We start from the raw sequence: 12742 nt of genomic DNA, 5'->3' as shown, positions 1-12742 counted from the left end.
AATTCTGAAAAAATACACAAAAAACAATCCGTCTCAAACTTCTATTTTTCGGATAACATACCTCGGAAGACCATCCATGGTTTCAATGCCCAACACAATAAATTTATTGTCCTTCCAATGGTAGTATCAGATTAATCCCAACCGTCCAAAATTAATGCTTTGACTCAGGAACTTGGCGCCGGACTTTCTTCAGTTTTTCCTTGGGGCCTTGGTACAAAACGGGGGACACGCACCTGATAGGATTTATATTCAGGATATTTGGAAGCGCTGATTTCTTCGCTAAAATTGGAACTTCCCTGAAACAAGATCAATAAAAGGAGGCACCCAACTACGGACCAATTGAGCCACTGACCGGATGAAGCTACTGAGAAAAAGTAAAAAGAAACCCAAAACCCCTGTTCCCCGAGGTAATTGGGATGTCTCGAAATAGCCCAAAGCCCTTTGTCCAAAAATCCTTTTGCAAAATCACCCCTCAACAACTTCCCTTCCTTTATCAGCCTCCATTTTTCAGTTTGATACTTCCATTGCTGTTCATCGGCGGCAGTTTCTAGGGCCAAGAAAAACAAGGCGATTCCGGCAATAAAATAGTCCCAAAGGCCTGTTCCGCCGTCATCAAACTGCATCGCCACAAGCATGGGCAGGGTAAACAACAAAATCAATACGTTTTGGTAGCCTGAAATGAAAAAGAGATTGAATAAAGTCCATTTCCATTTGGGCTGGAATTCAGGCTTTTTGCGCAAAATCTCCCAACGGTAGTCTTCTTCCCCTTCCCAAAACTTCCATCTATAAGCGCCTTTTCTGGCAAAATTATAAGTAAGTCTTGTACCCCAAGCACTTACAAGTACTGCGAGCAAAACCATCCTCGGTGAAAAATCTCCGAAATAGGCCATTACCCAAGCGTAAATGATAGGCAAAATACTCCAATACTTATCCACCTGACTATTGTTGTTGGTAAGTTCACCTACCAAAAAACAATAGGCAACAGAAGCCCCACAAATTTTGATCAATACCCAAAGTGCCTCCCACTCACGATCTCCCAAAGGGATTCCGAACAAATAAGTAAAAACAGGTACAACAAGTAGGGTGAAAATCAGAAGAATCGCCGTTTGGAGAATTTTCATAGAAAAGGATTTTCCTTTCAAAATAAGAATTAATCCAAAAAATAAAAATTGAGATCTCCTTCGAAATCTAATTGGAAGAACGGTTATAAATGAAAAAAGCCCAGGAAAAATTAAGATTCGTATTTGCTAAAAAATCTCAAGTTCATCTAGGTCTCTAAGAAAGCCCATCTGAATTTTATTCCATGTGGTGAAACCATTTAACATTTCGTTCACATTTATTTCCAAAAAAATTACCAGAAACAGTTTTTTTTAACTAGTTTCTACATCAAAACCGATGCGATGAAAACGTCATACTCAAAGTTCTCCGGATTGTTCATCCTTTTTGTCTCACTTTTCGAAATAGCTCAAGGACAATCTATTAGCTCATTTACCTTGATAGATGGAAAGACGGATCCCTACAGTATTGTGCAAGCAGAGGATTTTTCTAACCAGACCGGTATTCAGCTTAGCAATTCCGGTGCAGCCGTGGGTTATGTAAACAATGGCGACTATATCCAATTCGATAATGTGGCTTTTGGACGAGGTCCTTTGTCAGGTCAGATTATTGCTTCAAGTAATACAACGGGAGGAACCGTAGAATTTAGAATTGGCAACCCAAATGGCATCCTAATGGCTACGGCTAAAATTCCCAATACCGGTGGCTGGACAAAATTTCAACAATTTGATATTGAAGTAGTCGATCCGGAAAGCTTCAAGAATGGGTCAGTTTATCTAGGAGATGAATCTCTTTATCTGGTTTTTAGGGGAGGTTCAGGGTTCCTTCTTGATGTGGATAATTTTATTTTTGAGGATTCGGATGTAATCATTGAGGATCTCATATTTACGAACTGTCCTACAACAGCCTTAACAGTAGGAGATACCATTGATCTTGATGTACTTATTACGCCTTCAAACACTACAAACCAGTTTGTTGCTTTCGTTGCAAGCGATGGGACTAGTGTAAATTATCTCAGTGGCGAGTTTATAGCAAAGGCCCCTGGAGAAATCCAAGTCACAGCAACGAGCTTTAGTGACGGTTCAGTATACGACGTCTGCACCATCACCATAAAGGAAAAAGCTACTTCCTTTGATCCCTATAGCATTGTGCAAGCTGAGGATTTTTCTACTCAGAGCGGTATTCAGCTTAGCAATTCCGGTGCGGCGGTGGGGTATGTGAATAATGGCGATTATATCCAATTCGACAAGGTGACATTTGGACGGGGTCCTCTTTCTGGTAAGATTTTCGCCTCTAGCAATACTACGGGAGGAACTGTAGAATTTAGAATTGGCAGTCCTCAAGGAAACTTGATTGCTACGGCTAAAATTCAAAATACCGGTGGTTGGAAAAGCTTTCAGCCATTTGATATTGAGGTAATTGAACCGAAAAGCTATGTAGAGGGAAACGCATACTTAGGAGATAAGTCACTATATCTTGTTTTTAAGGGAGGCTCAGGATATCTTTTAGATGTTGACAATTTCATTTTTGAAGATTCGGATGTGGTCATTCAAGACCTTAGCTTTATTAATTGCCCCACAGGACCACTGACTGTGGGTGATACTATTGATCTGGATGTACTGATAACTCCATCCAATACCACAAACCAGACGATAGCATTTACCGCAAGTGATGGATCAAGCGTAAATTATCTCAGTGGAGAGTTCATAGCAAGGGCGCCGGGGGAAATCACAGTTACAGCTTCCAGTTTTAGTAATGGTTTAGTATTCGCGGTTTGTACTATCACTATTAAAGAAAAATCTGATCCTTTTGATCCCTACAGTATTATCCAAGCGGAGGATTATTCTATGCAGAGTGGCATTCAGCTTAGCAATTCCGGTGCCGCCGTGGGTTATGTGAATAATGGCGATTACATCCAATTCGACAATGTAACTTTTGGACGAGGTCCTTTGTCAGGTCAGATGATCGCTTCCAGTAATACTACCGGAGGAAATGTGGAATTTCGAATTGGCAGTCCTCAAGGAAACTTGATTGCGACGGCTGAAATTCAAAATACCGGTGGTTGGACAAAATTTGATTCATTTGACATTGAAGTGGTCGATTTCGAAAGCTACAAAGATGGGTCAGTTTATCTGGGAGATAAGTCTCTATATATGGTTTTTAAAGGGGGCTCAGGATTTCTTTTAGATGTTGATAGGTTTATTTTCGAGGAAATAGTAGGAGTAATTCAAGACCTTCAATTTGAACATGAACTTCTTATCTTCCCAAATCCAGCGACCACTGTTTTAAATATTTCTGATGAAAATTTTAAGGATGAAAATCTGTATGACGTACACATCTTGACAATGGATGGGATAAAAATGATGTCTCAGAAAGTGAGTAAAAATATGAAAGAATTGAATATACGTGGATTATCTCCCGGAACTTACCTGGTGATTTTTGAGGGTTCTAATCAATTTAAACAGCAACTTCTACGTGTGAAGTAAATTGAGTCATTTAGAAATATGGCTTCATCAATTAAAGGCCTTCAAAAGAGTCCATAAAAAAAGCCCCGGATGAGATCCGAGGCTATGTGCGCACGAGAAGATTCGAACTTCCACACCCGTAAAGGCACCACCCCCTCAAAGTGGCGTGTCTACCAATTTCACCACGTGCGCGTTTTTTGAGGTCTGCAAAAGTAGAAAGGTTTGCTATTCCCTGCAAGGGTTAATTTAACTTTTAAAGGGTTTTTAGCTAAAATTTCAACCACCAATTCCCTTCAAATTGAAATTAATGGTAGATTTTCTTTTCCGCTGCCAATAAGGTATTGTAAAGCAAAGAAGCAATGGTCATCGGGCCTACTCCACCTGGAACAGGAGTGATGGCAGAAGCTTTTTGGGCAACTTCATCGTATTTGACATCTCCGATCAACTTAAAACCGGATTTCTTGGAGGAATCAACTACTCGATGGATTCCCACATCAATCACAACAGCGCCATCTTTGACCATGTCGGCAGTGACAAATTCAGGCTTTCCTAAAGCTACAATCAGGATATCCGCGGTTTTGGCGATTTCATGGAGGTTCTTGGTGCGGCTGTGGGTAAGCGTGACCGTACAATTCCCCGGATATTCATTTCTCGCCATAAGGATACTCATCGGTGAACCTACAATATGGCTTCTGCCAATGACGACACAGTGTTTGCCAGCAGTTTCAATTTTGTATCTTTTCAAAAGCTCCACGATACCATAAGGCGTCGCTGCTACATAAGCCGGCCATCCCAAAGCCATCCTTCCTACATTCGAGGGTGTAAAGCCATCTACGTCTTTTTCCGGTCTGATTTTATCCGTTACTTTTTCTACAGAAATATGCTTGGGTAAGGGCAACTGCACAATCAAACCGTCAATTTCGGGATTTTGGTTGATGTCCTCCACCACTTTGAGCAATTCAATTTCGGTGACATTTTCATCCAATCTCACCAATGTTGATTGAAATCCAACCTGCTCGCAGGACTTGACTTTTGCCCCCACATAGGTTTGGCTGGCCCCGTCACTGCCCACAAGGATCGCTGCCAAATGAGGGATTTTTCCTCCTTCATTCTTTATTTCTGCCACCCTTTGGGCGATTTCCCCTTTGATTTCCTCAGAGGTTTTTTTACCATCAATTATTATTGCCATGTGTAAGTACGAAATATGAAGTACGAAGTACGAGGAAAAATTCCCTCTTAACGTAAATAGCACTTCTGGTTGAATTTTATTATCGGACTTTTTTTATTGAGGAAACTACTATAGCAATTATCTCATTTACCTCTTGAATAAGACGGATAATTTCAATTTTAATGTTTTCTAGCCTATTTACTTCACTTATCAATTCAAGAAAAAAGTGGCTTTCGTCGGCTTCTTCCTCTACTATCTTTAATTTATTGATAAAATCTGCAGTAGATTTAGCCCTTTGACTAGCCCTATAATTGGCAGCAACAGAACTCGAACACCTCAATAATTGATTTACATAATTATTGAATTCTCTATTGTTGGGTAATTTGGAACACAAATACCAAACATCTATAGCAAATTGTTTGGTTCTGGCTAGAAGTGGTTGAGTCATTATAGAAATTGGAGAGGTAACTAAAATAACTCCTAGATTTCTAAATGTCAACTTGGTTTATATAAATTTTATTTCTTTAACCAAAATGAACGTTTGGGTTCTTTCCCGTACTTCCAACTTCGTACTTCGTACTTCTATCAATCAAGTTTCAGTACTGCCATAAACGCTTCCTGCGGGATTTCGACGTTGCCGACTTGCCTCATGCGTTTCTTACCTTTTTTCTGTTTTTCGAGAAGCTTACGCTTACGCGAAATATCACCTCCATAACACTTAGCCAATACGTTTTTACGCATGGCTTTTACAGTTTCTCTCGCAATGATTTTGGCCCCGATCGCAGCTTGGATAGCAATCTCAAACATCTGTCTCGGTACCAATTCTCTCAGTTTTTCACAAAGTCTTCTACCCCACTCATATGCCTTGTCTCTATGGACAATGGCTGATAATGCATCGACGATTTCACCGTTGAGCATGACATCCAAGCGTACCATGTGGGATTGTTTGAATCCGATCATTTCATAATCCAAAGAAGCGTATCCTCTCGAAATGGTTTTGAGCCTGTCAAAGAAGTCAAATACAATCTCTGCCAAAGGCATGTCAAAAGAAAGTTCAACACGGTCGGAAGTCAGGTAAACCTGATTTTTGATTATGCCTCTTTTGTCCATACAAAGTTGGATCACCGGTCCGACAAATTCTGCCGCCGTGATGATGATTGCCTTGACATAGGGTTCCTCTATATGCTTGAAAAGCGTGGGATCCGGCATGTCGGAAGGTGCATTGATCAGTTTGTATTCGTTGTTGTTCATCAGGGCTTTGAACTGAACGGACGGAACGGTTGTGATCACCGTCATGTCAAATTCACGCTCCAAGCGTTCCTGAATGATCTCCATATGAAGCATTCCCAAGAAACCGCAACGGAAACCAAATCCCAAAGCTGCAGAAGTCTCTGGTTCCCAAACAAGGGAAGCATCATTGAGTTGGAGCTTCTCCATAGAAGCCCTCAATTCCTCAAATTCCGTTGTTTCGACGGGATAAATCCCGGCAAAAACCATTGGCTTTACGTTTTCAAAACCTTTGATGGATTCAGCACAAGGATTCTTGACGTGTGTGATCGTGTCACCGACTTTTACCTCTTTTGCTACTTTGATCCCGGAAATCAGGTATCCCACATTTCCGGCATACATGGTTTGTTGCGGAATCTGATTGATCCCCAAAATCCCTATTTCATCGGCAAAATACTCTTTGCCTGTATTGACAAATTTGATTTTATCGCCTTTATTGATGGTACCGTTAAAAATCCGGAATATTACCTCCACTCCTCGGAATGAGTTGTAGACCGAATCGAAAATCATTGCCTGAAGGGGTGAATCAATATTTCCTTTTGGAGCAGGGATTCTTTCCACTACCGCATTGAGGATATCTTCGATTCCAATACCTTCTTTGCCCGAAGCCAAGACGATATCTTCCCTATCGCAGCCTATGAGTTCAATAACTTCATCTGCCACGACTTCCGGATCTGCGCCCGGGAGATCGATCTTGTTCAAAACCGGGATGATTTCGAGGTCATGTCCGATAGCCAAATAAAGGTTGGAAATGGTCTGGGCTTCAATTCCCTGAGAAGCATCTACAATCAACAGCGCACCTTCACAGGCGGCGATTGAACGGGAAACTTCATATGAAAAATCGACGTGTCCGGGAGTATCGATCAGGTTGAGGATATATTCCTCACCTTTGTAATTATACTTCATCTGGATCGCATGAGACTTGATGGTGATCCCGCGCTCACGCTCGAGGTCCATATTGTCCAACAACTGATCCTGCATCTCTCTGTCACTCACCGTATTGGTGAACTGAAGGAGACGGTCTGCCAATGTACTCTTCCCATGGTCAATATGGGCAATTATACAGAAATTCCTAATTCTTTGCATATCCATTCTGGGCGCAAAAATAGATAAAATTGTGGGTAAAATTGGTATAGACTCAAACTATCCAAAAGAAAATCAATTTATCTCGAGGTAACAGTCTTCGTCTTGATTTAAAAACTCAAGAACCAATTCTATGTTTGAAATTAATTTTTGAATAATTACTTGGGTAGACAGGTTACCAAATTTTAATCGGATTACTTTAGGCGGACATCCATTTAGCACGCTCAAAAAATAAAAATCTGAATCTTTTGTAAGGATGGAATAATTAATCTTTTTATAGAATGATCTGACTTCTGCATTTATTACAAAAAACCGACCTTTCTTATTTTCTTTGCATCATCATCATAAAACCGAAAAATGAGAGCTGTAGCGGAAAAGAAAAAAGCCCAAAACATTCCTGAATACATAATTTATATGTACCAAATGGAGGATTTGCTACGGGCCTATAATTTCGATTTGGATGATGTCCGGCAATATGTAATCTCACACTATCCAATTTCGGAAGCGGAAAAAACAGAAGCTGCAGTTTGGTTTGCTGATTTGGCCTTTGAGATGAAAAATGCGAAAGTCGAAGAAACCGGCCACCTGGCCCAGACTCAGGAATTGGTTGATCAGCTTGCCTCGATCCATTGGTCTCTACTCAAAACAGACAGGGACTATTTTGACCTTTACCAAAATGCAAAACCACATTTGATCCGTCTTCTCCTTGAAGCCGGAGAAAATGCCCCAAAACATGAAATCCAAATTGCATTGAATGCCATCTACGGACAGTTATTGGCAAGGCTGAGAAGCAGGGATGTTCCTCCCGACATTCTGGAAGCTACAGATACTTTTGGTGATATTCTCAGCTACTTAAATTGGGTTTACTTCAGCCGGGAAGAAGGAAAAACCAGACAAAACTGATTTTCATTCCAAATATTCATACACACTTTTGTAGCAGCCGTTGGCATCGATATAATCAAAAAACGAATTGTAAAAAGGATGAATACTCAATGTGGAACTGTCCCCGACTACGACAAGTTTTCTTTTGGCTCTGGTCAGTGCCACATTCATCCTTCTGGTATCTGCCAAAAAGCCGATTTCTCCTTTAGCATTTGAGCGTACCAGACTGATGACGATGATATCCCTTTCCTGCCCCTGGAAACCATCAATGGAATCTATTGTCAGCAGCTCTGAGAAAGAGCGCAGGTTTGGGAATTCGTAGCTTTCAAAAACCAGTTCATTGAATCTCCTGACCTGGGCGCGGTAGGGTGCGATAAGCCCGATATTCCATTGGTTGGTTTTGAGCTCCGCAATCCCGATTCTTTTGATGAGATTTTCCAAGAAACCTAAAGAAAACCGCGCTTCTTCCAGATTGAAGGTGCTGAGAGATTCTTCTTCCTTTTGTTCTGTAAATCCACTGCCCGCGGTATCAATATATTCCAGCACAGGTTCTTCGGCTGCCAGATAATGCTGCAAAGTATTGTCAGCTGCCCTTAACCCGTTATGGTAAAAATATTTGCTCGAAAAACCCATGATCAGTTGCGGCATTCTATATTGGACGCTTAGCATTCTGGAGGCACCAGGTTTTCTTTTGATCACCTTCTCAAAAAGTGTTTCACTCAATCCGTTTTTGGCGGCTTCATAAGATTTGATCGTAGGCGGTAGCTGACAATGGTCTCCTGCCATCACGACTTTTGCGGCTTTTTGGATGGGAATCCATGTTGCCGCTTCTAATCCCTGAGCAGCTTCATCTATGAATACAATCGGAAAACTCATCCCTTTCAAAGCGGAATTGGCCGCGCCGACCAAGGTACAGGCAACTACCTGTGTATCCTGAAAAATATCATAGACAATATAATCCTGTAGACTTTCTGCTTCATCCTTGCAGCGGTTGGCTTCATCAAACATCCGGCGTCTTTCCATCCTATCTTCAGGCCCAAAAGTACGTTTTCGTTTCTGTCCTGACTTCCTGAAGTCGTCTGCTGCCTTTTTGATTCTCTTGAGGTCCTTATAGCTATCGTGCATCGCTATCTTGGCATCCAATGTCTGGGACAGGATATGGTCTTCTACTCTTGCCGGATGTCCTATCCGCAGGGTTTTTATTTTGTATTCCAGTAATTTTTCTACCAGATAATCTACAGCAGAATTGCTCGGTGCACATACCAAAACCTGCCTGTATTCCTCCAATGCCTGAGCGATAGCCGCAACCAAGGTGGTCGTCTTGCCTGTCCCCGGAGGGCCATGGATGATAGCAATATCCTTGGAGGATTTTACCAAATCCAAAGCTTCGTTTTGACTTGAATTGAGATAGGGAAAATGTACAGAAACGGAAGACATAAGTGTGGGTATTTTTTCTCCCAACAAAATTTGTTTCAACTCACCCAATCGGCCTTTTTCTGATTTGATCACTGCTTTCATGGCAGATTCCATCTCCCGGTAACTCGCTTCATCAAAAAGCAGATCAATGCCCAATTTGCCCTGATGCATCCACTCTGGAACTTCCTCAGACTGCAATGTCACTGTCATGGATTCTCTTTTTACCTGATTGATCACGCCATTGATCCGATGGGATTGGGATTGGAATTGACCTTGGTTGGAAAAAACAGAGACAGACTTACCAGATTGAAACATATGCGGAGTAGCAGTGTCAAATCTTTCAAATTCGATGATAAGCCGCTCACCAAAACCAATTTTTGATTTTTTTAACTGAACAGGATACCAGCATACGCCTTCATCCTTTTTGTCTGAAATTGAGGTATATAAAAACTTTTTCTTGTACTGATCCAAGTCTTCTTCCCATTCCTGTTTTAAAAGTTTTAAAGAATTCCCCAATTCTTCCTGAATATTTCCCATCTATTATTACATTTAAAACCGAAAATAACTGATAATCTATCTCACCAACCAACACTCTAAACATTAAATCGTGAATTTTCTAGCACACGCCTATTTGTCCTTTGGGGATCCTAAAGTCCTGGTCGGAAACTTTATTGGGGATTTTGTCCGAGGGGACATCGATAACATGTATGACAAAGACATTGTTGTAGGCATCAAACTGCATTGGAGTATAGATAAATTCACTGATTCACATCCTGTGGTAAAAGAAGCTCAAGCCATATTGAGACCCGAATATGGGAGATATTCCATGGTAATTACAGATATGTATTTTGATTATTTTTTGGGAAGGTATTGGAAAAACTACCACCATATACCACTGGACCAATTTGCAGAAGAAGTTTATAATACAATTGATGAATACGGAGATTCATTGCCTGAGAAATTTTTACAGACTTTTGGGTATATGAAATATTACAATTGGCTCGCAGGATATGGAGAACTGGACGGTATCAGGAGAGCAATGACAGGAATGGCTAAAAGGGCTAAATTCAATTCAAAAATGGAAACTGCCCATGTTTTCCTTGATCAGCACCATGAATACCTGAAAGTTCATTTTGGTGATTTTTTTGAAGATATAGTGTCCCACTCCAAGAAGACACTCAAGGAATTGCGCAACCCATGATTCACTGTAGACCAAAAGCGAGTACCTATTTCGTACTTGGGCTGATTGTTTTGGCACAGGTTTTCGGACTCATATACACGCTTAATCATTTTGCGACCAAAAGAACCTACCCTACTTTTATCTATCTGTCGCTGACAGTATTTCTCACCTTGGTGATCCTTTTGATATTGGTAAAAATGATGGCAGGCTTCAAAATCATTTCTTTTGGCAAAGATCAAATCATTACAACACTTCCCTTGAGACGGAAAAGTACCACCTACAACTTGCCTCAAGTGCTGGCTTGGGAAGAAGAGTCGGTGATTACCAACAAAAGAGAATTCAAGCAGTTGACGCTTGTATTTGAGGACAAAAACTCCTTCACCATCAGCAACCATGAGCACCTCAACTACAATGAATTTTCGATTTACCTCCACAAAAAACTTTTGAAGAAAAAAATAAAAGATCGTAAAAAGCCTTAAAACCAGACTGCCAAGGATCCTGTCAAGGCAAAATTACGCTGGCTGAATCCTGCGTCAGGAAGAGAAAAAATCGCATCAGGACTGATAAATTTTCTAGCCTTAACTCTAAGCAATGCTGCTTTGCTGATGCTATAATCCATATTTGCAGAAAATCCTGACACTTTAATCCCCTCACTCAGGATGATGGCATTGGGATCTGAATAGAATTCAGCCCTTCCTGCCAGCTCAAACTTATTCCCAAGTTCCCTTTTCAAGGATGCTATCAGCCAAACCCGTGAATCACAACCATCCCTCAACGTTTGCTGGATTCCATAATCGGCCCCAAGGATTGCGGTCCATTGGTTTTTCTCGTACATGGCATAAAAATTATTGAAAAACCTATTGAGTCGGACCGGATTAGGATTTTCATTTCCAAAATAATTGGAATAATTGATGGTAAAATCTTCTGTTGGTATGAACTTTATCCCCCCACCAATACCCAAAGACTTGTTTTCTTCATCTCTGACAATGTTTTGCCAGCCATTGGTCAACCAAAGTTGGATTTCCCACTTTGGATTGGGGTTAAATGTAAATTTACCACCTGTGAAGAAATAGGGGGAGTTTTCGGCCAATAGACTCCGTGTCAAATTGGAACAATCCCTTCCGTACCATGATTCAAATCCAATATAGGAAGGCATGACTCCAACGTCAAACCATAACTTTTCATGAAGTCTAATACCCAATGAGGCCTCATTCAGGTATTGGGCCCATTTTGGTTCTCCGGAGAGGTTGTATTTGGGCGTAAGTTCCCGCCATCAACGCGAGGTTTCTCCTGATCAGTTCACTTTGATAAGTAGCTTTTAGGACGGCGAGGTTGATGCTGATTTCATCATGTCTTTTGAAATTATATAAAAAGTCCGGCCTGAGATTGTCTTCCGGCCGGTCCAAATAATAGCTGAAATAAGCCCCCAGATATCCGGAGAAAACCAGGTTCTTCTGCTGTCCTCTTGGGCTGAGAGTTTTCCGATCAAAAAGAAAAGTAAGATGACCGATCTTTTCATGGTGGAAAAAGAAAACCCGGATGTTTCCAACCGGGCTGTGAATTATCTTTTTGTTCTGAAATTCAAGTCGTAAAGTTCAACGCTATCCTGGATGATTTTATAGGCTTCTTCTTTTCCCAAAAAATCTTCTACTATGACTTCCTTGTTTTCAAGTTTTTTGTAATCCTCAAAAAACCTATGGACCTCCTTCATCAAATGGGGAGGAAGCTCATCGATGTCATTGATGTAATTCACAGATTGGTCTTCAGAAGCAACTGCAATGATTTTATCATCTGCTTCACCACCATCCACCATCCTCATGACTCCGATTACTTTTGCTTTGACCAAAGTCATGGAAGGAATGTCGATCTGGGAAATAATCAAAATATCCAGGGGATCTTTATCATCACAGAAAGTTTGAGGAATAAAACCATAATTAGCCGGGTAATGCACGGCCGAAAACAAAACTCTGTCCAATAAAAGCATACCGGTTTTTTTATCCAACTCGTATTTGCCTTTGCTGCCTTTGGGGATTTCAATTATGCCCATTACAAATTCTGGGGCTTCTTTGCCAATATTGACGTCATGCCAAGGATTGATCATATCTAAAAACTTTTTGGTTTGTAAAATTGAAATAGAGAACAAAGAAAAGCGAAAATCACTTGTAATCAAACATAAATGAACCTGATTCCGACAAGGAAAGGAAC

General features: G+C 40.9%; 13 protein-coding genes and 1 tRNA gene. 4 read left to right on the top strand and 10 right to left on the bottom strand.

The genetic code is table 11. The features are described 5' to 3' along the window. Window positions 1–164: 164 nt before the first annotated feature. Window positions 165–1121: a DUF1295 domain-containing protein gene (locus tag DQW11_RS19785; protein ID WP_113925854.1), complete on the bottom strand. Its 957-nt coding sequence runs from the start codon at window positions 1119–1121 to the stop codon at window positions 165–167. A 279-nt stretch (window positions 1122–1400) separates the two neighbouring features. Here DQW11_RS19785 and DQW11_RS19780 point away from each other — a divergent pair, with 279 nt between their 5' ends. After that, on the top strand, window positions 1401–3542 hold the full coding sequence (locus tag DQW11_RS19780; protein ID WP_113925853.1) for a carbohydrate-binding protein: 2142 nt from the start codon (window positions 1401–1403) through the stop codon (window positions 3540–3542). A gap of 87 nt (window positions 3543–3629) precedes the next feature. On the opposite strand, the gene DQW11_RS19775 is transcribed toward DQW11_RS19780, so the two are convergent. The 5 genes from DQW11_RS19775 to DQW11_RS22675 form a co-directional block, all read right to left on the bottom strand. Next, a tRNA-Leu gene (locus tag DQW11_RS19775) sits at window positions 3630–3713 on the bottom strand. A gap of 112 nt (window positions 3714–3825) precedes the next feature. After that, a complete protein-coding gene (locus tag DQW11_RS19770) occupies window positions 3826–4710 on the bottom strand; it encodes a bifunctional 5,10-methylenetetrahydrofolate dehydrogenase/5,10-methenyltetrahydrofolate cyclohydrolase (protein ID WP_113925852.1) in 885 nt (294 codons plus the stop codon). Between the two features lie 79 nt (window positions 4711–4789). After that, the gene (locus tag DQW11_RS19765) at window positions 4790–5137 is read right to left on the bottom strand and encodes a four helix bundle protein (RefSeq protein ID WP_113925851.1); all 348 of its coding nucleotides are present in this window, start codon (window positions 5135–5137) and stop codon (window positions 4790–4792) included. Between the two features lie 137 nt (window positions 5138–5274). After that, window positions 5275–7062 (bottom strand): translation elongation factor 4, encoded by a 1788-nt coding sequence (gene lepA / locus DQW11_RS19760; protein ID WP_317047901.1) that lies wholly within the window; start codon window positions 7060–7062, stop codon window positions 5275–5277. Between the two features lie 72 nt (window positions 7063–7134). Further along, window positions 7135–7362 (bottom strand): DUF5615 family PIN-like protein, encoded by a 228-nt coding sequence (locus DQW11_RS22675; RefSeq protein WP_394337151.1) that lies wholly within the window; start codon window positions 7360–7362, stop codon window positions 7135–7137. A 54-nt stretch (window positions 7363–7416) separates the two neighbouring features. Here DQW11_RS22675 and DQW11_RS19755 point away from each other — a divergent pair, with 54 nt between their 5' ends. After that, window positions 7417–7962 carry a DUF4924 family protein gene (locus tag DQW11_RS19755; RefSeq protein ID WP_113925849.1) on the top strand — a complete coding sequence of 182 codons (546 nt, stop codon included), beginning with the start codon at window positions 7417–7419 and terminating at the stop codon, window positions 7960–7962. Window positions 7963–7965: 3 nt separating this feature from the next. Here DQW11_RS19755 and DQW11_RS19750 read toward each other — a convergent pair whose 3' ends face one another. Further along, window positions 7966–9894, bottom strand: coding sequence for an AAA domain-containing protein (locus DQW11_RS19750; protein WP_113925848.1), 1929 nt, complete (start codon window positions 9892–9894; stop codon window positions 7966–7968). 70 nt (window positions 9895–9964) lie between these two features. Between DQW11_RS19750 and DQW11_RS19745 the strand changes: the two genes are divergently transcribed. Then, window positions 9965–10558 (top strand): acyl carrier protein phosphodiesterase, encoded by a 594-nt coding sequence (locus tag DQW11_RS19745; RefSeq protein ID WP_113925847.1) that lies wholly within the window; start codon window positions 9965–9967, stop codon window positions 10556–10558. Next, the gene (locus DQW11_RS19740) at window positions 10555–11016 is read left to right on the top strand and encodes a hypothetical protein (protein WP_113925846.1); all 462 of its coding nucleotides are present in this window, start codon (window positions 10555–10557) and stop codon (window positions 11014–11016) included. Before DQW11_RS19745 ends, DQW11_RS19740 begins: the two co-directional genes overlap by 4 nt. Here the strand turns inward: DQW11_RS19740 and DQW11_RS19735 are convergent. From DQW11_RS19735 to DQW11_RS19725, 3 genes are all read right to left on the bottom strand, one after another. Then, window positions 11013–11738: an outer membrane beta-barrel protein gene (locus tag DQW11_RS19735; RefSeq protein WP_157966158.1), complete on the bottom strand. Its 726-nt coding sequence runs from the start codon at window positions 11736–11738 to the stop codon at window positions 11013–11015. The genes DQW11_RS19740 and DQW11_RS19735 overlap by 4 nt on opposite strands. Before the next feature lie 7 nt (window positions 11739–11745). After that, a complete protein-coding gene (locus DQW11_RS22550) occupies window positions 11746–11943 on the bottom strand; it encodes a hypothetical protein (RefSeq protein WP_157966157.1) in 198 nt (65 codons plus the stop codon). 155 nt (window positions 11944–12098) lie between these two features. Further along, the gene (locus tag DQW11_RS19725) at window positions 12099–12638 is read right to left on the bottom strand and encodes an inorganic diphosphatase (RefSeq protein ID WP_113925843.1); all 540 of its coding nucleotides are present in this window, start codon (window positions 12636–12638) and stop codon (window positions 12099–12101) included. Between the last annotated feature and the right edge of the window lie 104 nt (window positions 12639–12742).

Source organism: Cognataquiflexum aquatile, from assembly GCF_003316845.1.
Classification (GTDB): domain Bacteria; phylum Bacteroidota; class Bacteroidia; order Cytophagales; family Cyclobacteriaceae; genus Cognataquiflexum; species Cognataquiflexum aquatile.
This window is presented reverse-complemented; position numbering and strand designations above follow the sequence as displayed.

Bases quoted from the DNA above. Each gene is read 5' to 3' on its own strand.
- DQW11_RS19785 (WP_113925854.1), bottom strand. From the start codon at position 1,121: ATGAAAATTCTCCAAACGGCGATTCTTCTGATTTTCACCCTACTTGTT.
- DQW11_RS19780 (WP_113925853.1), top strand. From the start codon at position 1,401: ATGAAAACGTCATACTCAAAGTTCTCCGGATTGTTCATCCTTTTTGTC.
- DQW11_RS19770 (WP_113925852.1), bottom strand. From the start codon at position 4,710: ATGGCAATAATAATTGATGGTAAAAAAACCTCTGAGGAAATCAAAGGG.
- DQW11_RS19765 (WP_113925851.1), bottom strand. From the start codon at position 5,137: ATGACTCAACCACTTCTAGCCAGAACCAAACAATTTGCTATAGATGTT.
- lepA (WP_317047901.1), bottom strand. From the start codon at position 7,062: ATGCAAAGAATTAGGAATTTCTGTATAATTGCCCATATTGACCATGGG.
- DQW11_RS19755 (WP_113925849.1), top strand. From the start codon at position 7,417: ATGAGAGCTGTAGCGGAAAAGAAAAAAGCCCAAAACATTCCTGAATAC.
- DQW11_RS19750 (WP_113925848.1), bottom strand. From the start codon at position 9,894: ATGGGAAATATTCAGGAAGAATTGGGGAATTCTTTAAAACTTTTAAAA.
- DQW11_RS19740 (WP_113925846.1), top strand. From the start codon at position 10,555: ATGATTCACTGTAGACCAAAAGCGAGTACCTATTTCGTACTTGGGCTG.
- DQW11_RS19725 (WP_113925843.1), bottom strand. From the start codon at position 12,638: ATGATCAATCCTTGGCATGACGTCAATATTGGCAAAGAAGCCCCAGAA.